The sequence below is a fragment of the Streptomyces sp. NPDC053048 genome, from assembly GCF_044547045.1.
GTDB lineage: Bacteria > Actinomycetota > Actinomycetes > Streptomycetales > Streptomycetaceae > Streptomyces.
Genome location: NZ_JBITZS010000006.1, coordinates 194,982 through 214,980 on the forward strand (window position 1 = coordinate 194,982; position 19,999 = coordinate 214,980).

Sequence of the window (19,999 nt, forward strand, 5' to 3'; positions counted from 1 at the left end):
CTCCTCGGGAGCGAAGTCGTACGAAACGGTTTCGTACTGTTCGAGAGTAAGCCCGGAAGCTTCCGTACCGGATCGAAACGGGACCGTTTCGATGGTGTTCTCCGTCACGGACCGAGTTGCCGCGCTCCTCACCCGCCCGAACCATGGAATGCGTGAGCGACGACGCCTACATCCGCTTCCCCCACCTCCACGGCGACCTGCTCTGCTTCGCCGCCGAGGACGACCTGTGGCTGGCCCCGCTGGCCGGGCCCGGGGACGGCGCCGGGCGGGCCTGGCGGCTGACCGTCGACCGGACCAGGGTCGGCCACCCACGCTTCTCCCCCGACGGACGCGCCATCGCCTTCACCAGCTGGCGCAGCCTCGACCCCGAGATCCACCTGGTGTCCACCGACGGCGGCACCGCCCGCCGGCTCACCTACTGGGGCAGCACCGACACCCGGGTCTGCGGCTGGACCCCGCCGGAGGACGGCGTCTCGCAGATCCTGGCCGTCAGCTCGCACGGACAGCCGTTCTCCTACTACTCCTGGGCCTACAAGGTGCCCACCGACGGCGGCCCCGGCGGCCAGCTGCCCTGGGGCCCGCTCTCCGACATCGCCGTCGCCGACGTGGCCGGCGAGCACCGAACGCTGATCCTCACCGGCAAGCCCCCGCACGAGCCCGCCTCCTGGAAGCGCTACCGCGGCGGCGCCACGGGACGGCTGTGGCTGCAGTGCGCCCGGCTGCTGCCCGACCTCAACGGCCACCTGGACTCGGTGATGTTCGTCGGCGACCGCATCGCCTTCCTCTCCGACCACGAGGGCGTCGGCAACCTCTACTCCTGCCGGCCCGACGGCTCCGACCTGCGCCGCCACACCGACCACGCGGACTTCTACGCCCGCCACGCCTCCACCGACGGCAGGCGCGTGGTCTACCAGTGCGCGGGCGAGGTCTGGCTGGCCGACGACCTCGGGCCGGGCGGCGTCCCGCGCCGCGTCGGCGTCCGGCTCGGCGGGCCGCGCGCCGGGCGGCGCCCGTACCAGGTGCAGGCCGCCCGCCACGTCGAGGCGCTGAGCGTGGACGGCACGGGCCGGGCCAGCGCGGTCGGCGTCCGCGGCAGCCTGTACTGGCTCACCCACCGCGACGGCCCGGCGCGGGCCATCGCCGACACCCCGGGCGTACGGGTGCGCTCGCCGGAGATGCTGGGATCCACCGGGCGAGTGGCCTATGTGACGGACGCCGAGGGCGAGGACGCCGTCGAGATCGCCCAGCTGCCGCGCGCCGCCGGCGCCGCGGCACCGCGCCGCCTGGCGGGCGGCCGCATCGGCCGCGTGCACGAACTGCTGGCCTCGCCGGACGGCCAGCGGCTGGCGGTCGCCGCGCACGACGGACGGCTGCTGCTCGTGGACGCCTCCCCCGAGGGCACCGGCGAGGTCACCGAGCTGATCCGGTCCGTCAACGGCCCCGTGCGCGACCTGGCCTTCTCCCCCGACTCCGGCTGGCTGACCTGGTCGCACCCGGGCATCGGGCGCTCGCTGCGCCAGATCAGGATCGCCCGGCTCTCGGACCGGACGGTCATGGATGTCACCAACGGCCGCTTCGAGGACGAGCAGCCGGTCTTCACCCGCGACGGCCGCTACCTGGCCTTCCTCTCCTGGCGCGGCTTCGACCCCGTCTACGACGTGCACACCGGCGACCTGTCCTTCCCACTGGGCTGCCGCCCCTACCTCGTACCGCTGTCCTCCGCGACGCCCTCGCCGTTCGCGCTGTCCACCGAGGGCCGCCCGGCCGGCGGCGGCCTGGACCTGGACGACACCGGCGACACCGAGGGCGCGGTCACCGTGGAGGCGGAGGGGCTGGAGAGCCGGGTGACGCCCTTCCCGGTGGCCGCCTCGAAGTACTCCTCCCTGCACCCGGTGCACGGCGGTGGCCTGGTGTGGCTGCGCTGGCCGATCTCCGGCGCGCTCGGCGAGACCTTCGCCAACCCCGCCGAGACCTCCGGCCGCCCGACGCTGGAGCACTTCGACCTGGTCAAGGCCAAGCGCACCGAACTCACCGCCTCGGTCGACTGGTTCGCGGTCAGCGGCGACGGCACCCGGCTGGTCGTCAACGACGAGGGCGACCTGCGGGTCGTCCCCGCCACCGACCCCGGCGACTCCGACACCACCGTCTACGTCGACATGCGGCGCATCCAGCACGTGGCCGACCCGGCCGCCGAGTGGCGGCAGGCCTACGCCGAGGCGGGCCGGATCGTACGGGCGTACTTCTGGGAGGCGGGCATGTGCGGCGTCGACTGGGACGGGGTACTCGAGCAGTACCGGCCGCTGGTCGAACGCGTCGCCTCCCCCGACGAGTTCGCCGACCTGCTGCGCGAGGTCCTGGGCGAGCTGGGCACCTCGCACGCGTACGTCACGCCCGCCCGCCGCAACGAGGGCCCGCCCCACTACCAGCGCGCCATCGGCCTGCTCGGCGCCAACCTCACCCACCAGAAGGACGGTTCGTGGACGGTGCGGCGCGTGCTGCCCGGCGAGTCATCCGACTCCAAGGCGCGCTCCCCGCTGGCCGGTTCCGGCATCCGCGAGGGCTGGGCACTCACCCACGTCGACGGCCGGCCGGTGGACCCGGTCACCGGCCCGTACCCGCTGCTGGCGGCGGCGGGCGGCACGACGGTGGAGCTGACGTTCCGGCCGCCCGAGGGAGCGGAGCACGCGCGGCGGGTCGCCGTCGTGCCCCTGGTCGACGAACGGCCGCTGCGCTACCAGGACTGGGTCACCAAGCGCCGCGCGGTCGTCCGCGAACTGAGCGGCGGCAGGTGCGGCTACCTCCACATCCCCGACATGGGCGGCTCGGGCTGGGCCCAGTTCAACCGCGACCTGCGGATGGAGATGTCACGGCCGGCCCTGATCGTGGACGTACGGGGCAACGCGGGCGGCAACATCAGCGAGCTGGTGCTGGAGAAGCTGACCCGCACCATCATCGGCTGGGACCTCACGCGCGACGCCCAGCCGGTGTCGTACGCCTCCAACGCGCCGCGCGGCCCGGTCGTCGCCATCGCCGACGAGATGACCTCCTCCGACGGCGACATGATCACGGCGGCGTTCCGGCTGCAAGGCATCGGGCCGGTGGTCGGCCTGCGCACCTGGGGCGGGGTCGTCGGCATGACGGGCCGGCACCGGCTCGTCGACGGCACCTCGATCACCGTGCCGATGAACGCCGCCTGGTTCCGGGAGTACGGCTGGGGGGTGGAGAACCGCGGCGTCGAGCCGGACATCGAGGTCGACCGCACCCCGCTGGACTGGGCGGAGGGCCGGCACAAGCAGCTGGACGACGCGGTCCGGCTGGCGCTGGAGATGCTGGAGCGGCACAAGGTCAAGGCGCCGGACCCGCCGGACTACCGGGACGTGCCGGACCTGCGCCGGCCGAAGCTGCCGCCACGCGGGTGAGGGGGCACCCCCTGTCGCGTACGCGTAGGGCGCACCCGACAGGGGGTGCGCCCTACGCGTTCACGGCATCCGGCACGAGGCCTACAGCCGGTCGTCCATCTCGCCCTGGATGTCGTCGAGGGACTGCTGACGGCCCTGCTGCTGTTGCTGCCGGCTCTGCTGCTGTTGCTGCTGGCCCTGCTGCTGGCGCTCCTTGAGCTTGTCCTGGGTCTGCTGGCCCTTCTGCTGAGCCTGCTGCTTGGCCTTCTCGGCCTTCTGCTTGGCCTTCTGGGCCTTGCCCTGCATCTCGTCCTTGATGCCCATGCGGGGTTCCCTCCTAGGGAAGTCGGGGTGTTGGGCCGCGACCAGCCTCACACGCCGGGACGAACCGCGCATTTCGATCAGTTACGCTCCGTGCTCGCCGTGGTCCCGGCTTCCCTCCTCGCCCCGGCCCGGATCCTGGCCTCGGTGTCCGCGGCTCCGCCCGCACCCACCATTCCCATGGGCCCGCCGCCGCCCAGCCGCGGCTCGGCACGGCGCATCTCGCGGGCGCCGCCCGCCGCGAGCAGACCGGGCAGCACGCCCCGCAACGGCTGCATCGCCCGCAGCCAGGCCTGCCCGTACACATGCGCCGAGCGCCGCTCGATGCCCGCCACCAGCCGGTCGACGGTGGGGCCGAGCGGGTAGGTGCGGTTGGCGGGCCACGGCAGCCGCCGCCGCATCTCGCGCATCACCTCGTGCTCGTCCGCGCCCCGCACCATGTCGGTGTCGGTCCAGCTCAGATAGGCGACCCCGACCCGGACGCCCTTGTGCGCCACCTCGGCGCGCAGGCTGTGCGCGTAGGCCTCGACGCCCGCCTTGGACGCGCAGTACGCGGTCATCAGCGGCGCGGGCGCGAGCGCGGCGAGGGAGGCGACCTGCAGCAGGTAGCCACGGCTCTCGGACAGGACGGGCAGGAAGGCGCGGCCGGTGACGGCGCTGCCGACGAGGTTGACCTCGATCACGCGGCGCCAGGCGCCCAGGTCGGACACGGCCAGCGGACCGCCGGTGGCGACACCGGCGTTGGCGACGACGACGTCCACCTTGCCGAAACGGTCCTTGACCTCGCCCGCCACGCGCGTCATCGCCTCGTGGTCGGTGACGTCGGCGTGCCAGTGGGCGGCGTCGGAGCGCAGTGTGCCCGCGACCCGGCGCAGCTCCTCCGGCTCCAGGCCCACCAGCGCCACGCTCGCGCCGCGCGCGGCCAGCTTGCGGGCCAGCAACTCGCCCACCCCGCGCGCGGCCCCGGTGACGACGGCGACCTGTCCCCGCAGACCCGTCCGGGCGCTCATCGGGCGGCCGCCCGCGCGCCGACGGTGCCGCGCCGTCCTCGGGGCAACCGCGTGATCCGGTACTCGGCGAGGTCCACCCGCCGGGTGACCTTGCGGAACTCGGCGGTGGTGCCCGGCCAGAGCGTGGTGTTGCGGCCGGCCGCGTCCAGGTACCAGCTCTTGCAGCCGGTGTTCCACACGGTACGGCCCATGCGCCGCTGGATTCCGCGGTTCCAGGCGCGTACGGCCGAGGGGCGGGCGTCGAGCGCGGCCCGGCCGCCGAGGGTGTCGAGCTGATGGAGGAAGTCGGCCAGGTAGTTCAGCTGGGACTCGATGATCAGGATCATCGAGCTGTTCCCGAGGCCGGTGTTGGGGCCGATGATGGTCAGGAAGTTGGGGAACCCGGCGGCGCTGGCGCCGCGCAGGGCCGCCATGCCCTCCTTCCACTCCTCGGCGAGCGTGGTGCCGTTGACGCCGGTCACGCGGGTGGCGATCGGCATGTCGGTGATCCGGAAGCCGGTGCCGAAGACGATGGCGTCCGCCTCGGCCTCGGTGCCGTCGGCGGCGACGAGCGTGGAGCCGCGCACCTCGGCGAGGCCGGAGGCGACGAGGTCGACGTTGGGGCGGGTGAGCGCCGGGTAGTAGTCGTTGGACAGCAGGATGCGCTTGCAGCCGATGCGGTAGTCGGGCGTGAGCTTGGCGCGCAGCGCCGGGTCCTTGACGGCCCTGCGCAGGTGGGACTGCGCTGTGCGCTCGACGAGCTTGAGCCGGTCGGGCCACTTGGTGAACAGGCCGACCTGCAGCTCCCGGATGCCCCACAGCGTGCCGCGCCGCAGCGCCCCGGTGGCCGGCACGCGCGTGTGCAGCCACTGCTCGGCGGCGCTGATCCGGCGGTCGGAGCGCGGCAGGACCCATGGCGGGGTGCGCTGGAAGAGGGTGAGCCGGCCGACCTCCGGCTGGATGCTGGGCACGATCTGGACGGCGGAGGCGCCGGTGCCGACCATCGCGACGCGCTTGCCGCGCAGGTCGTAGTCGTGGTCCCAGCGGGCGGAGTGGAAGACCTTGCCGGGGAAGCCGTCGAGGCCGGGGATGCGGGGGACGCTGGGGTCGGAGAGGGCACCGGTGGCGGAGACGACGACGTCGGCGGCATAGGCCGCCCCGTCGGCGGTGTCGACCTCCCACCACAGCTCGTCCGCGTCCCACCGCAGCGCTCTGACCTCGGAGTTGAGCCGGATGTGCGGCCGCAGCCGGAAGGTGTCCGTGATGTGCTCGAGGTAGGCGCGGATGTGCTCCTGCCCGGAGAAGCTGCGCGGCCACTCGGGATTGGGGGCGAAGGAGAAGGAGTACAGGTGGGAGGGGACGTCGCAGGCACAGCCGGGATAGGTGTTGTCCCGCCAGGTGCCGCCGACGGCACCGGCGCGCTCGAGGACGACGAAGTCGGTGACGCCCTCCCGGCGCAGCCGGATCGCCGCCCCCAGCCCCCCGAAGCCGGACCCGATCACCGCCACCCGCACGTGCTGACGTTCATGCTCGGCCATGCCGCGCCTCCCGGTCGACACATCTCGCAACAACGGTGCCAGCGATTACTGGCACAGTGGCGAGCGTAGGGGAGAGGGCTACCGGTCGTACATGGTTGTGGACAACGCGAGTTACCGCGGGTTGCGGGGGTGGGGTGCCATGGGGGCCGGGGCGCTGGAAGCACGGCGCGCCTCGCGCGCCCCCCGGAGACCCACGGGCGCCTCTCGGAGCGCCCACACCCCTCCACAAACTCCCGCAAACGGCGGCGAGTTGATGGAGGGCGGACGTAGAGTTCCCGTCGTGAAGGCCATACGGCGCTCTCGCTGACCCTCGGGTCGGCCCGCCGCGTTCGGGGCTCCAGCCAGGGGTCTCGGGCGCGGCGTCGAGTGGCGTCGCGTCCGAGGTTCCTTATGGAGCCTCGCAGTCGGCGAGTCTCCGAACCGAGGAGAGGCGCCGTTCATAGGAAGCCGAAGCCGCCGGTCGACTGGCATCGGGTGAAGCGATGGGCACAAGCAGCCAAACCCTGGGTCGAGCTGCTTGCCGCCCTCATCGCATTCGTGTTGATGATGATCGGCAGGGGATGACCGGCGGGGCCTACACCCAATAGGCCCCGTACGGCACCCTGCTCGGCTCGCCCGTCACGGGGTTCAGTCCCTGTGGCGGGCGTTCCTGCTTCACACACAACACCGGCGGCCAAGGGCACCGGCGGGGCCTAGCACCAATAGGCCCCGTACGGCACCCCATTCGGCTCACCCGCCACGAGCTAAAGCTTCCAGTCCCCGCAGCAGGCCGTTCCTGTATACCAGCCCCCGCCCCCGCCCGCAGGCCTACGCCCCGAAAACCGCCGTCACCGGGGCATGGTCGCTCCAACGTTCGGCGTGGGTCGCCGCGCGTTCCACGCGGGCCTTCAGGGCGCGGGCCGCGAGGCCGGGCGTGGCGACGAGGTAGTCGATGCGCCAGCCGGAGTCGTTGTCGAAGGCGCGGCCCCGGTAGGACCACCAGGAGTAGGGGCCCTCGACGCCCGGGTGCAGGGCGCGGACCACGTCCACGTACTCCGCGAAGACCTTGGTCAGCCACTCCCGCTCCTCGGGGAGGAAGCCGGCGCTCTTGCGGTTGGCCTTCCAGTTCTTCAGGTCGGCCTCGGTGTGGGCGATGTTCCAGTCACCGCACACCAGCACCTCGCGGCCGTCGGCCGCGGCGCGGGCCTTCAGGGCCACCAGGTACGGCAGGAACTCCGCCATGAAGCGTTCCTTCTCGTCCTGGCGCTCCGTGCCGACCTCGCCCGAGGGCAGGTACAGGCTGGCGACCGTCACGCCCGGCAGGTCGATCTCCACGTACCGCCCGCTGCCGTCGAACTCCGCCGACCCGAAGCCGACGCGCACCGCGTCCGGCTCGCGCCGGGAGTAGAGCGAGACGCCCGCCCGGCCCTTGGCCGCCGCCGGGGCGTGCACGACGTGCCAGCCCTCCGGCTCGCGCACCTCGTCGGGGAGCTGGTGGGCCTCGGCGCGGACCTCCTGGAGGCAGACGACGTCCGCCTCGGTCCCGGCCAGCCACTCCACGAAGCCCTTCTTGGCGGCGGCACGCAGCCCGTTCACATTTGCGGTGGTTACGGTCAGGTTCGGCATTCCCGGCACGATACCGACTTCCCTCCGCCCCTGCCGACCACCGGCCGCACGACCGTACGATTCCGCAATGGAGATCTTGCCTGTCGACTACACCCATCCCGACGCCGCAAAACTCGATGACCAGGTGCAATCGGAGTACGTCGAGCGGTACGGCGACACCGATCTGGTCCGCATGGACCCGGCCCAGTTCGCCCCGCCGCGTGGCCTGTATCTCATCGCGTACGACATCGACGGCACTCCGCTGGCCACCGGCGGGTGGCGTTCGATGGAGAAGAACGAAGAGGAGTACGCGGACGGCGACGCCGAGGTGAAGCGGATGTTCGTGGTCCCCGAGGCGCGCGGACGCGGGCTGGCCCGGCGCATCCTGGCCGCGCTCGAGGACGACGCGCGTGCGGCCGGCCGTACGCGCATGGTGCTCTCGACCGGCGACAAGCAGCCCGAGGCGATCGCCCTGTACCTCTCCAGCGGGTACGAGCCGGTGGTGCCGAAGTTCGGGATGTACCGCTTCCACGACGGCAGCCGGTGCTTCGCGAAGCCGCTCGCCGGCGGCTGAGGCCGGCCCGCTAGGAGCCGCCCCCGTGGCCCGCCGCCATGGCCGCCTCCACCTCCTCGCGGACCTTCTCCGCCGGGTAGCGCCGCACCTGCCCGAACGGCGCGAGCGTACGGTCGACCGCCTCGGGCCCCTCCTCGCGCACCTCGGCCATCAGCACCGTGCTGCCCGGCGGCACCTCCGCCGCCAGCATCTCCAGGGCGGCGTTGGAGGCGGTGGCCCGGCGGGCGTCGTGCACGCCGCCGATCAGGCCGCCCGCGCCGAAGCCGACCATGACGCCGAGCGGTCCGCCGAGGATGCCCAGGAGCCCGCCGAGCAGGCCGCCCATGGCGAAGGCGCGGGCCGTTCCGGTGTTGTCGACGGCGTCGGGGAAGTCCAGGGCGCCCTCCGCGTCCCGCGCGATCACCGCGCCCTCGCGCAGCGTCAGGTCGCCGTCGGCGTGGGCCCGGCGCAGCGCGTCCAGGGCCCGGTGGCCCTTGTCGGGGGAGGACACGGACAGGAAGAGGACGTTGTCGTGGAGGACGTTCTCGTTCATGGCTCCCACTGTCCGTCCCGTCCCGGCGCCCCGCACGTCAGCGTCCCCCACCGGCGGAACCGCCCTCACCCTCCGGTGGTGCCTCCCGCACCGAGCCGGTCAGGTCCAGCGTCGCCTGGGCGCCGCCGTCCGCCGGGTTGGCGAAGGTCAGCCGCGCGCCCAGCACCCGGGCCTGGCCCGCGGCGATCGTCAGGCCCAGGCCGAGGCCCGCGCCCGAGCCCGTGCGGAAGCGCTGCGGGCCGCCCGTGAGCAGGTGGGCGGGGAAGCCGGGCCCCTGGTCGCGCACCCGTATGACGCCGCCGTCGACCTCGGCGACCACCGGCGCCGAGCCGTGCCGGAAGGCGTTGGTGACGAGGTTGGCCAGTATCCGCTCCACGCGCCGGGCGTCCGTCTCGACCAGGCAGTCGGCCACCACCCGTACCTCCGCCGTCTCCTGACCGGGCCCGGCCGCCGCGCGCACCGCGCGCCGGGTCAGCTCGCCCAGCGCCCGCAGGTCCGTCTCGGCGTGCTCGGTGTCGGCGTCGAGGCGGGCCACCTCCAGGACGTCCTCCATCAGTGAGCGCAGATGCTCGGCCCGCTCGCGGACCATCTCCGCCGGGCGGCCCGGCGGCAGCAGCCCGGCGGCGGCGACCAGCCCGGCGACCGGGGTGCGCAGCTCGTGGGCGATGTTGGCGGTGACCTCGCGCTCGGCCTGGATGCGGGCGGCGAGGGCGTCGGCCATGGTGTTGACGGCGTGGGTCAGGCGGGCGATCTCGTCCTTGCCGCCCCGGGGCCTGAGCCGGGCGGTGAGGTCGCCGTCCGCGATGCGCTCGGCGGTGCGCGCGGAGGCGTTGAGGCGGCGGCCGGCCACGGTCGCCAGCCCCACGCCGACGATCCCGGCGAGGGCGGTGCCCACTCCCCCGGCCAGCCACAGGTCCTCGTCCAGGCCGCGCAGGTTGCGGGCCTGGCGGAGGTAGGAGTGCTTGAGGACGACGATGTCGTCGCCGACCCGGGTGGCGCCCCACAGCACGGGCTCGGGGCCCGACCGGTCCAGGTAGGTGGCGCGCTTGCCCTGCTCGGCGGCCCGCCGCAGCGGGGCGGGCATGCGGTAGGGGTTGAGGATCACGCGCGGGCGGTCGACTCCTGCGGCGTGGTCCTCGGCGGCCGAGGCCAGGCGCTGGTCGAGGGCGTCGCGGGCGGTCTCGAGCTGGTTGACGGCGGTGCGGTGGTGGACGACGAGGCCGATGAGGACGGCGACCAGTGCGGCGGTCGCGGTGATCGCCACCCCGATCTTCGTACGCAGTCCCATGGGTCCAGGCTCTCCTCGGCTGCGGCGCGGCTAACGCGTGGGGACGAAGAGCCGCAGGTCGCTCAGCTCGTCCTGCTGCTCGGGCGGAAGCCCCTCGGCCGCGACGACGGCCCGGCCGTAGTAGGCGGAACGTTCCTGCCGGACCAGTCCGCCGAGCGTGACCCTCGCCCGGTACGGGGTCTCGCGGCAGGCCGGCGCGCACCAGTTGCCGGAGACCTCGCCGGTGGCCTCGGCGGTCGGTCCGCCCCAGGTCCGCCAGCGCAGGCCGGTGAGCCGGACGGAGTCGCCGATCTCGAACGACGCCGGGCGGCGCAGCGCGGGCCGGCCGGGGCCCTCGACGACATGGACCGGGCCGGGGGTGGCCGTCGGGCTGTGGGCGGGACCGGCGACCTCGAGCCCGCCGGGGTCGGCGCAGCCGCACAGCAGCCCGTTCAGCAGCCCGGCGGTCAGGGCGACGGCGCCGAGTGCCGCGTTCAGTGGTCGCAACGGGTTCCTCGGACGTCGGGACGGAACGGGCGGCGTGCCCGATGGGTCGTACGCCCCCTAGCAGGCTCGGAGCGGCTCGTGGGGCCATTCGTGCCAAATGTAACCGGCGTGGCTGGTTCGTCGCCCGTGGCCTTGACCGATTCCCTTCGGCGGCTCGTAGGATCTCCGCGCTCAAGTGGTCCGGTCCAGCCAGTCGCCCCAGCGCCACGGTGGAGGTCACTCATGCACATCGCCCGTCGCACGCTTCTCGGCGCCCTCGCCGGGTCCGCCGCACTCGGGGCCGTGGGCGTGCCCGCCGCGCCGGCGGCGGCCGCCCCTACCGGCGCGGCCGCCGCCGCGCTCGCCCGGCTGCTGCCCCGCCACCACGAGCAGGTCACGTTCCGCACCGTCGCCCGCCGCGGCGGGAAGGACCACTTCCGGGTGTCCGGGAGCGCGGGCCGGATCACCGTCGAGGGCACCACCCCGGCCGTCCAGCTCACCGGCTTCCACTGGTACCTGCGGCACACCGCGCACGCCCACTTCTCCTGGAGCGGCGAGCGGACCGGCGCCCTGCCCGACCGGCTGCCCGCCGTGCGCACCCCGCCGGCCCGCACGTCCAACGCCGTCCACCGCTTCGCGCTCAACGACACCAACGACGGCTACACGGGCCCGTACCACGGCTGGGACTACTGGGAACGCGAGATCGACGTGCTGGCCCTGCACGGCTTCAACGAGGTGCTCGTCTACGCCGGGGCCGACGCCGTGTACCACCGCACCTTCGTCGAACACGGTTACAGCGACGCGGAAGTGCGCCAGTGGGTTCCCGGCCCCGCCCACCAGCCCTGGTGGCTGCTGCAGAACATGGCCTCCTTCGGCGGCCCCGTCTCCCGCGAACTCCTCGACCGCCGCACCGAGCTGGCCCGGAGGATCACGCGGCGGCTGCGCGAGCTGGGCATGACGCCCGTCCTGCCCGGCTACTACGGCACCGTGCCGCCCGGCTTCGCCCAGCGCAACAAGGGCGCCCGCGTCATCGCCCAGGGCGACTGGGGCGGCTTCCGCCGCCCCGACTGGCTCGACCCCCGCGGCCCTCACTTCGCCGCCGTCGCCCGCACCTTCTACGCCACGCAGCGGGAGCTGTACGGCGCCACCTCGATGTACAAGATGGACCTGCTGCACGAGGGCGGGAACCCCGGCGACGTCCCCGTCGGCGACGCCGCGCGCGCCGTCGAGAAGGCGCTGCGCACCGCCCACCCGACGGCCACGTGGGCCATCCTCGGCTGGCAGGAGAACCCCAAGCGGGCCATCATCGACGCCGTCGACCGCTCGAGGATGCTGATCCTCGACGGCGTCTCCGACCACTACCCCAAGGTCACCGACCGCGAGGCCGACTGGGCGGGCACCCCCTACGCCTTCGGCACGATCTGGAACTTCGGCGGCCACACCGCGCTGGGCGCCAACGCCCCCGACTGGGCCCAGCTGTACGACCGCTGGAGAACCAAGCCGGGCAGCGCCCTGCGCGGCATCGCCCTCATGCCGGAGGCCGCCGACAACAACCCCGCCGCCCTCGCCCTCTTCTCCGACCTGGCCTGGACGGACGGGCCCGTCGACCTCAAGGGCTGGTTCGAGCGGTGGCCCGGCTACCGCTACGGCGGCGACGACGCCAACGCCGTGCGCGCCTGGGACGTGCTGCGCCGCACCGCCTACGGCACCACCCGCGCCGACGGCTGGAGCGAGCAGGCGGACGGCCTGTTCGGCGCCCGCCCGGACCTGGCCGTCAACCGGGCGGGGGCCTGGTCGCCGCGGAAACTGCGCTACGACGCGGCCGAGTTCGACAAGGCGCTGCCCGCCCTGCTGGCCGTCGCTCCGGCGCTGCGCGACAGCTCCGCCTACCGCTACGACCTGCTGGACGTCGCCCGCCAGTGCGTGGCCAACCGCAGCCGGCTGCTGCTGCCGCGCGTGAAGGCGGCGTACGACGCCGGGGACCGGGACCGCTTCGGACGGCTGACCGGCCAGTGGCTGGAGTGGATGGCCCTGCTGGAACAGGTCGTGGCCACCGACGAACGCCATCTGCTGGGCCGCTGGCTGGCCGACGCCCGCGCCTGGGGCTCCTCAGACACCGAGCGCGACCGGCTGCGGGACGACGCGCTCTCCCTGCTGACGGTCTGGGGCCCGCGCGCCTCGGCCGACGGCGGCAAGCTGCACGACTACGCCAACCGCGAGTGGTCGGGCCTGGTCGGCGGCCTCTACCGGATGCGCTGGACGACGTACTTCAGGGAGCTGGACGGGGCGCTGGCCGAGGGCCGCAAGCCCCGGCCGGTCGACTGGTTCGCACTGGAGGACCGCTGGACCCGCCGGCCGCCGGCCGTACGGACCCGCCCTGCGGGGGACATCGTGCGCATCGCGCGGACGGTCGCGTCCAGGCTGTAGCCGCCGTGGGTACGCGAACGCCGGACGGGCCACCCCAGCCCGTCCGGCGTCCACACTCGAGCGCGGCCTAGGAGGCGGCCGCGGCCTTCTTCTTGTCGTTCTTCTGCGGCGTGCTCACGCTGCCCTCACCGCCGGCGAGCTTCCACTCGCGGTGGTAGAGGTCCAGCGGGATGCGCCGCTCGAAGACCGGCGTACCGAAGATCTTCAGGTGCGCCGACAGCGCGCCGGTGAGGTCCACGCCGCCGTACGCCGCCCACTTGCCCGTGGCAGAGGCGGTGCCGTTGCTGGAGGCAGTGGCACTGGCCTCGCCCTCGGCCCGGACGTACGGGGAGAGGTCGGCGCTCACGCCCACCGCGCCGTACAGTCCGACGGACGCCTCGGTGCCCAGGGACGCCTTGACCTTGCCGGAGGCGGACGCCGTGGCGCGCACCGGGCTGACACTGCTGTTCGCCTTGCTGACGCCCGTCCAGCCCTTGCCCCAGGTGTAGGCGCCGCCGACCCTGAAGTCGCCCTTCATCTCCTGCTTGACGTCGACGCTGAGCTTGCCCTCCGCGTCGACCTGCAGGTAGCAGGTGAGGTCGAGGTTGACGACGACCGGCACCGGGCCGACCTGGATGACGGGGTCGGCGTGCAGCTTGGCGAACGGAACCCGCAGCGGCTTGCCCGCGGTGGTCGCCGTCGCCTGGGCCTTGAACTCCCACGCCGAGGACCAGTCGCCGTTCAGCGCCAGCGACGCGGTGCCGGGGCCGCCGCTGGAGCCGGTGCCCTTGCCGTCGTAGGAGAAGTCGACCTCGGGCGCCAGCTGGACGAAGCCGGAGGCCGAGGCCTCGGCCGAGACGGGCGAGCCCTCGGGCGTGGGGATGGAGCCGCCGACGTCCAGCCGGAGGTTGCCCAGCGGCACCTTGGCGCCCTTGGGCCCGGCGTGGATGCCGTCGGGCTTGGTCCAGGAGACCTGGACGCCCTTCATCAGCGGCACGACCTTGACGGACGAGGGGTCGACGGGCACCTTGCCCTTCGCCTCGGAGTCGCCGAGCAGCGCGTCCAGCGTGGCCGGGGCCGTGTTGACCTCGGTGCCCTTCTCGGTCTTGCCCACCACCTTGGTGACCTTGGCCAGGACGCCGTGGGGGGCGCCGGGCGCGGGCGCGCTGGCGATGACGTCGCCGACGGCGACGCCCGACCGGTCGGACTGCGAGGGCTGTGGTGCCACTCCCTTGTTGCCCGGCTTCTTCGGGGCGGCCGCGGGACCGGCGATGACGGCCCGGCCGCTGCTCTTGTCGAACGAGGCGACCTTCAGCGAGGACTTGGCCGCCTTGGTGCCGCTCCCCTTGCCGGCGTGGGCCACCGCGCTGGGTGCGCCCGCCCCTCCCGCCGGCGCGGCCGCGACCGCGAGCTGCGGCTCGGTGGGCGCGGCGGTTGCCGCGACCGGTTCGGCGTCACCCGCCGTGGCGGAGGCCGAGCCGCCGCCCGACGAGCAGCCGGTGACAGCCAGCAGGGATGCGGCGGTCAGTGCAGGTAAAACGGCATACCTGGTGGTTCTGCGCAAAGTTGGGTCCTTGTGAGCGTGAGGTGGGGGCGGTCCCGGGGAAGTTGGCACCCACGGACCGCATCAACACGGCATCGAATTACTCGCGGTAGCGATCGCCATGATCGTGTCATGACCGGACATGCACGCAGAACCGTTTCTGCGGCCGTAAAACATGATCTGGCTCACAAGGTGGCCACCAGGCGGTCACAAGGCCCTTCGCTGGTCCGGACCTTGGGCATCCCCGGCCGCATTCCCGGCCACATCCCCGGCCGCATTCCCGGCCGCTCCCTCGGCCAGCTCCGCGCAGCCCTCCGGCCACAGCGCGCCGCCCCGGCGGAACTCCGCGGCGAAGGCCCTCGCGCCCAGCGCCTCGCGCACCGCCGCCGTGATCCGGTCGACGTCACCGCGCTCGGCGGGCGGCAGGGGCGCGCCCGTCGACTCCCGGGCCGCGGCCGCCGCGCCCAGCAGCCGCGCGGCGTGCCCGTGCCGGCCGCCGAGCGCCCGCGCCCCGGCCAGGCCCTCCAGGGCGAGGGCCAGGGCACGCGGGTCGCCCAGGTCGCGGGCGACGGCGAAGCCCTCCAGCTGCAGCTCCAGGGCCTCGCGGACCTCGCCGCGCTGCTCGGCGATGAAGCCCAGCTCGGCCAGGATCAGCCCGTTGGCGCCCTCGAGGCCCACCCGGCTGTGCCACAGCAGGACGTTGCGCATATGGCCCTCGGCGATGTCGAGTTCGCCCTCCCGGCGCGCCCCGAGCCCCAGCCCGACCTCGGCGTTGAGCTCCCCGATCCGGAAGCCCTGCTCGGCGGCGAGCCGCATCGCGCGCTCGTGGAACTCCCGCGCCCGGTCGTGGTCGCCGGTCAGCAGCGCGATCCGGCCCAGGCCGGACAGCAGGTCGGAGGCCTCCGTCCACATCCCCAGCCTCTCGGCCATCCGCAGCCCGTCCCGCAGCAGCCGCGCGGCCCGGTCGTAGTCGCCGAAGACCTCCGCCCATGTGGTGAGCGCGGGCACCGCCCGCAGCTGCCCCCAGCGGTCGCCGAGCTCGCGGAAGAGCTCCGCGCTGCGCTCGCCGTCGCGCTCGACCGCGGCGAGGTCGCCGCGCAGCAGCCGCAGCACGGCCCGGTCGCTGAGCGCGGCGGCCGTGCCCCAGCGGTCGCCGAGCGCGTCGTAGCCGCGCAGCGCCCGGTTGATGAGGTCCTCGGCGTCGGCCAGGTCCCCGATGCTGCACAGCGCGTGGCCCAGGAACCACTCGGTCTCCGTCCGGCCCCGGGGGTCGTCGAGGTGGTCGTACGGGGCGAGGGCCGCGCGGATCCGGGCGGCGCGGTCCGTGCCGTCCCCGCCGAGGATGGTCAGGCCGGTGTGCAGGGCGGTGGCGCGGGCCCGCACGGCGGCCTGCTCGGGGTACGGCCCGGCCGGGCACGCCAGCGCCGACTCCAGCGCGCGCCGGGCCTCGCCCAGCCGCCCGCGCAGGATCCAGTACCAGGTCAGCGCACTGGCCAGGCGCAGGGCCAGGCAGCTGTCGCCGTCGTCGAGGGCGGTGCGCAGGTTGGCGGTCTCCAGGTCCAGCCGCTCCAGCCACTGCCGCTGGCCGCGGCCGCGCAGCAGGGGCTCGGCCCGTTCGGCCAGCTCGGTGTAGTAGAGCTGGTGCCGCCGGCGCACGGCGTCGGCCTCGCCGCCGGCCTGCAGGCGCTCCAGGCAGTAGGCGGCGACGGACTCCAGCAGCCGGTAGCGGGGGCCGTCGGGGCCCTCCACCACGACGACCAGGGAACGGTCGACGAGGCGGGCGAGCAGCCCCAGGACGTCCTCGGACTGGACGCAGTCCCCGGCGCAGACCGCCTCGGCGGCGTCGAGGGTGCAGCCCTCGGCCTGGACGGCCATCCGGCGCAGCACGGTGCGCTCGGGCTCGGTCAGCAGCTCCCAGCTCCAGTCGATCATCGCGCGCAGGGTCTGCTGGCGGGGCGGGGCGCCGCGGTGTCCGGCGGCGAGCAGGCGGAAGCGGTCGTCGAGGCGGCCGAGCAGCAGGTGGACGCCGAGGGCGCGCACGCGGGTGGCGGCCAGTTCCAGGGCGAGCGGGATGCCGTCCAGGCGGCGGCAGACGGCGGCGACGGCCGCTGCGTTGCCGGCGTGGAGGGTGAAGCCGGGCGCTGCGGCCGCGGCGCGTGCCACGAACAGCCGGACGGCGCTGGCGCGTTCCAGGACGGCTGGTTCGGTGCCGGCGGCGGGGTCGGGCAGTTGCAGTGGGGGCACGGTCCACAGGACCTCGCCGGGCAGGGCGAGCGGTTCCTGGCTGGTGGTCAGGATGTGCAGGCCGGGGGCTCCGCGCAGCAGGGCCGCGGCGAGGTGGGCGGCGTGTTCGATGACGTGCTCGCAGTTGTCGAGCACGAGCAGGAGCTGCTTGGTGCGCAGCGCGTCGGTCAGCCGGTCGAGCGGGGTGACGGGGGCTCCGCCGGGCAGGATGCCGGGGGCGGTGTCCTCCCTGATGCCGAGGACCGTCAGGACGGCCCCGGTGAGGGCGTCGACGGCGGACGGGCCGTCGTGGGGGTCGAGGGCGGCGAGCTCGACGAGCCAGGCGCCGTCGGGGTGGGCGTCGGCCAGCCGGGTGGCGGTCTCCAGCGCCAGGCGCGTCTTGCCGACGCCCCCGGAGCCGGTGAGGGTCACCAGGCGGGCCGACCCGAATAAGCCGCGTATCTCCTCGACCGCCTGGTCGCGGCCGATGAGTTCGGTGACGGGCACGGGCAGGTTGGTGCGGGGCCGGCCGGTGGCCGGCAGGGCGGGCGACGGGTCGAGGGCGGGGTCCTGGGCCAGCATCGCCCGGTGCAGGGCGGCGAGTTCCGGGGCCGGGTCCAGGCCCAGCTCCTCGGCGAGCCGGGTGCGCAGGTCCTCGTAGCCGGCCAGGGCCTCGCTCTGGCGGCCGGAGCGGTAGAGGGCGAGCAGGTGGGCGGCGCGCAGTTGCTCGCGCAGCGGATGGCGGGCCACCAGGTCGCCCAGCTCGCCCGTCAGCAGGCGGTGGTCGCCCAGGTCGAGGCGGGCCCCGGCCTGTTCCTCCAGGGCCAGCAGGCGTTCCTCCTCCAGGCGGGCGACGGCGGGCCGGGTGAAGTCGTCGTCGGCGAAGTCGGCGTAGGCCGGGCCCCGCCACAGCGCGAGCGCGTCGGTCAGCAGCGCGGCCCTGCGGCGCGGGTCGTCGACGCCGCGGGCGCGCTCCAGCAGCGCCGTGAACCGGCGGGCGTCCACGGCGTCGGTCTCCAGCGCGTAGCCGGGCCGGCGGGAGACCACCAGGGCGCGGGCGCCCGGTTCGGCGTCCTCCAGCGCCCGGCGCAGCTGCGAGACCTTCGCCTGCAGCGCGCCGGTGGGATTGCGGGGCGGCGACTGGCCCCACAGGTGGTCGATCAGCCGGTCCGCGGACACCGCCGCACCCTCGTTCACCAGCAGGGCGGCCAGCAGCGCGCGCACCTTCAACTCAGGGACTCTCACCGGCCTTCCGTCGGCGGTCCAGGCCTCCAGCGGTCCCAGCACTCCGAATCGCATTGCCTCAGCCTATCCGCAGATGACCTGCGGCTTTGGGCTCGTTCGACTGTCCATCGGGCCGATCCGGAGAGGCCCCCGAAGTGGACCCGAAGGCGACCCGAAGAGGGCCCGAAGCGGCCGGCCGCACGGTGGTGGAGTCCGAGGGCGCACGCCCGTCCAGGAACCGGAAAGAGAAGGCCCAACATGTCCTCGAGCGCCGCACCCGCATCCACGCTGCGGGCCGGGCCACGGCAGTGGTTCGGTCTGGCCATCCTCCTCCTGCCCACCGCGCTGATGACCGTGGACCTGGGCGTGCTCTGGCTGGCGACCCCCTATCTGACGGCCGATCTGCAGCCGTCCAGCAGCGAGCTGCTGTGGATCACCGACATCTACGGGTTCCTGACCGCCGGAACCATGGTGATCATGGGCACGCTGGGCGACCGCATCGGCCGCCGCAGGCTGCTGATGATCGGCGCCGTCGGGTTCATCGTCGCCTCCCTGGTCGCCGCGTACGCCACCAACCCGGAGACGCTGATCGTCGCCCGCGCGGTGCTGGGCGTGGCCGGAGCCGCGGTGCTGCCCTCCACCCTGTCGCTGATCAGCCACATGTTCGCCGACCCGCGGCAGCGGGCCACGGCCATCGCCATGTGGGTCACCGCCCTGTCCGTCGGCCTGGCCATCGGCCCGGTGATCGGCGGCGGGCTGCTGGCCGCCTGGTGGTGGGGCTCGGTCTTCCTGATCGGCGTGCCGGTGATGCTGCTGGCGCTGGTGACGGCGCCCGTCCTGCTGCCCGAGTACCGCGCCCCGGAGACCGGGCGCATGGACCTGGCCAGCGCGGTGCTGTTCCTGCTGGGCATCCTGCCGCTGGTCTACGCCGTCAAGAAGGTCGCGGAGTACGGCCTGGGGTGGCAGGTCGGGGTGGCCCTGGTCCTGGGCCTGGTCTTCGGCGTGCTCTTCGTCCGCCGCCAGCGACGGCTGGAGACCCCGCTGCTGGAACTGCGGCTGTTCTCCAACCGCGCCTTCACCGGCGCACTGCTGACCCTGCTGCTCGGCATGACCGCCCTCAACGGCGTCGAGGTGCTGGTCCCGCAGTACCTGCAGATGGTCGCGGGCAAGTCGCCGCTGGAGGCGGGCCTGTGGCTGCTGCCCGGCGCGGCCGGCCTCGTCCTCGGCTCGCAGCTGACCCCCGTCCTCGCCCGCCGGGTGCGCCCCGCCTACGTATTGATCACCGGAACGCTGATCTCCACGGTCGGCTGCCTGCTGGCCGCCCAGGTGGCCGACGACGGCTCGGGCGTCGTGCTCGTCTCCGTCTCACTGGCCGTGATCATGTTCGGCGTCGCGCCGATCAGCGTGCTGGGCACGGCCCTGGCCGTGGGCTCCGCGCCGCCGGAGAAGGCCGGTTCGGCCTCGGCGACCGGCCAGACCGCCTATGAGATCGGCCTGGCCATGGGCATCGCGGTCACCGGCAGCATCGCCGTCGCCGTCTACCGCGACGAGGTGGCCGACCTGGCCCCCTCCGGCGTTCCCGCCGCCGCGGCCGAGGCCGCCCGCGACACCATCGGCGGTGCCTCGGCCGCCGCGGAGGACCTGCCGGGTGCCGTCGGCGACGGCCTGCTGGCGGCCGCCCGCGAGGCGTTCACCACCGGCTTCCACGCCGCCTCCCTCGTCAGCGGCGGCTTCGCCCTGCTGACCGCCGTCCTCGTCTTCGCCCTGCTGCGGCACATCCCCGCCATCTCCGCCGCCGAGCCGGAGGGCGACGCGGCGGACGCCGAGGCCGGGGAACAGACCGGAGCCGCGACCCCCGCGCACTGAGCGAACGCACCAGCAAGCACCGCATTCCCACACCGAGTTCACGGAGGA

13 protein-coding genes are annotated in these 19,999 nt (G+C 74.1%); 4 read left to right on the top strand and 9 right to left on the bottom strand.

Annotation, left to right across the window (positions count from 1 at the left end):
* The first annotated feature begins 143 nt into the window (after positions 1-143).
* Positions 144-3,419: a S41 family peptidase gene (locus ACIG36_RS17535; protein ID WP_399928106.1), complete on the top strand. Its 3,276-nt coding sequence runs from the start codon at positions 144-146 to the stop codon at positions 3,417-3,419.
* 81 nt (positions 3,420-3,500) lie between these two features.
* Here the strand turns inward: ACIG36_RS17535 and ACIG36_RS17540 are convergent, their stop codons facing one another.
* The 4 genes from ACIG36_RS17540 to ACIG36_RS17555 all read right to left on the bottom strand — a co-directional run bounded on the left by ACIG36_RS17540 (position 3,501) and on the right by ACIG36_RS17555 (position 7,851).
* Complete coding sequence (locus ACIG36_RS17540; RefSeq protein ID WP_399928109.1) at positions 3,501-3,722, bottom strand: hypothetical protein; 222 nt, start codon at positions 3,720-3,722, stop codon at positions 3,501-3,503.
* 77 nt (positions 3,723-3,799) lie between these two features.
* Complete coding sequence (locus ACIG36_RS17545; RefSeq protein WP_399928113.1) at positions 3,800-4,729, bottom strand: SDR family oxidoreductase; 930 nt, start codon at positions 4,727-4,729, stop codon at positions 3,800-3,802.
* On the bottom strand, positions 4,726-6,246 hold the full coding sequence (locus ACIG36_RS17550) for a flavin-containing monooxygenase (protein ID WP_399928116.1): 1,521 nt from the start codon (positions 6,244-6,246) through the stop codon (positions 4,726-4,728). Before ACIG36_RS17550 ends, ACIG36_RS17545 begins: the two co-directional genes overlap by 4 nt.
* Positions 6,247-7,053: 807 nt before the next feature.
* On the bottom strand, positions 7,054-7,851 hold the full coding sequence (locus ACIG36_RS17555) for an exodeoxyribonuclease III (RefSeq protein WP_399928119.1): 798 nt from the start codon (positions 7,849-7,851) through the stop codon (positions 7,054-7,056).
* 67 nt (positions 7,852-7,918) lie between these two features.
* Here ACIG36_RS17555 and ACIG36_RS17560 point away from each other — a divergent pair, with 67 nt between their 5' ends.
* Positions 7,919-8,404 carry a GNAT family N-acetyltransferase gene (locus tag ACIG36_RS17560; RefSeq protein ID WP_399928122.1) on the top strand — a complete coding sequence of 162 codons (486 nt, stop codon included), beginning with the start codon at positions 7,919-7,921 and terminating at the stop codon, positions 8,402-8,404.
* Between the two features lie 10 nt (positions 8,405-8,414).
* Here ACIG36_RS17560 and ACIG36_RS17565 read toward each other — a convergent pair whose 3' ends face one another.
* The 3 genes from ACIG36_RS17565 to ACIG36_RS17575 are packed head-to-tail and all read right to left on the bottom strand — an operon-like array spanning position 8,415 to position 10,710.
* A complete protein-coding gene (locus ACIG36_RS17565; protein WP_399928125.1) occupies positions 8,415-8,936 on the bottom strand; it encodes a DUF1269 domain-containing protein in 522 nt (173 codons plus the stop codon).
* Between the two features lie 37 nt (positions 8,937-8,973).
* Positions 8,974-10,224, bottom strand: coding sequence for an ATP-binding protein (locus tag ACIG36_RS17570; protein WP_399928128.1), 1,251 nt, complete (start codon positions 10,222-10,224; stop codon positions 8,974-8,976).
* A gap of 30 nt (positions 10,225-10,254) precedes the next feature.
* Entirely contained in the window at positions 10,255-10,710 is a 456-nt protein-coding gene (locus ACIG36_RS17575; protein WP_399928130.1) for a hypothetical protein, read from the bottom strand.
* A 222-nt stretch (positions 10,711-10,932) separates the two neighbouring features.
* Here ACIG36_RS17575 and ACIG36_RS17580 point away from each other — a divergent pair, with 222 nt between their 5' ends.
* Complete coding sequence (locus ACIG36_RS17580; RefSeq protein WP_399928133.1) at positions 10,933-13,116, top strand: alpha-N-acetylglucosaminidase; 2,184 nt, start codon at positions 10,933-10,935, stop codon at positions 13,114-13,116.
* A gap of 67 nt (positions 13,117-13,183) precedes the next feature.
* Here the strand turns inward: ACIG36_RS17580 and ACIG36_RS17585 are convergent, their stop codons facing one another.
* A complete protein-coding gene (locus ACIG36_RS17585; RefSeq protein WP_399928135.1) occupies positions 13,184-14,659 on the bottom strand; it encodes a hypothetical protein in 1,476 nt (491 codons plus the stop codon).
* 186 nt (positions 14,660-14,845) lie between these two features.
* Positions 14,846-18,160, bottom strand: coding sequence for a BTAD domain-containing putative transcriptional regulator (locus tag ACIG36_RS17590; protein WP_399928138.1), 3,315 nt, complete (start codon positions 18,158-18,160; stop codon positions 14,846-14,848).
* Between the two features lie 183 nt (positions 18,161-18,343).
* On the opposite strand from ACIG36_RS17590, the gene ACIG36_RS17595 reads away from it, so the two are divergent.
* Positions 18,344-19,951 (top strand): MFS transporter, encoded by a 1,608-nt coding sequence (locus ACIG36_RS17595; RefSeq protein WP_399928141.1) that lies wholly within the window; start codon positions 18,344-18,346, stop codon positions 19,949-19,951.
* Positions 19,952-19,999 lie beyond the last annotated feature (48 nt).

What these genes read in the sequence shown, in the direction of transcription:
- ACIG36_RS17535 (WP_399928106.1), top strand. Translation starts at nt 144, where the DNA reads ATGGAATGCGTGAGCGACGACGCCTACATCCGCTTCCCCCACCTCCAC.
- ACIG36_RS17540 (WP_399928109.1), bottom strand. Translation starts at nt 3,722, where the DNA reads ATGGGCATCAAGGACGAGATGCAGGGCAAGGCCCAGAAGGCCAAGCAG.
- ACIG36_RS17545 (WP_399928113.1), bottom strand. Translation starts at nt 4,729, where the DNA reads ATGAGCGCCCGGACGGGTCTGCGGGGACAGGTCGCCGTCGTCACCGGG.
- ACIG36_RS17550 (WP_399928116.1), bottom strand. Translation starts at nt 6,246, where the DNA reads ATGGCCGAGCATGAACGTCAGCACGTGCGGGTGGCGGTGATCGGGTCC.
- ACIG36_RS17555 (WP_399928119.1), bottom strand. Translation starts at nt 7,851, where the DNA reads ATGCCGAACCTGACCGTAACCACCGCAAATGTGAACGGGCTGCGTGCC.
- ACIG36_RS17560 (WP_399928122.1), top strand. Translation starts at nt 7,919, where the DNA reads ATGGAGATCTTGCCTGTCGACTACACCCATCCCGACGCCGCAAAACTC.
- ACIG36_RS17565 (WP_399928125.1), bottom strand. Translation starts at nt 8,936, where the DNA reads ATGAACGAGAACGTCCTCCACGACAACGTCCTCTTCCTGTCCGTGTCC.
- ACIG36_RS17570 (WP_399928128.1), bottom strand. Translation starts at nt 10,224, where the DNA reads ATGGGACTGCGTACGAAGATCGGGGTGGCGATCACCGCGACCGCCGCA.
- ACIG36_RS17580 (WP_399928133.1), top strand. Translation starts at nt 10,933, where the DNA reads ATGCACATCGCCCGTCGCACGCTTCTCGGCGCCCTCGCCGGGTCCGCC.
- ACIG36_RS17590 (WP_399928138.1), bottom strand. Translation starts at nt 18,160, where the DNA reads ATGCGATTCGGAGTGCTGGGACCGCTGGAGGCCTGGACCGCCGACGGA.
- ACIG36_RS17595 (WP_399928141.1), top strand. Translation starts at nt 18,344, where the DNA reads ATGTCCTCGAGCGCCGCACCCGCATCCACGCTGCGGGCCGGGCCACGG.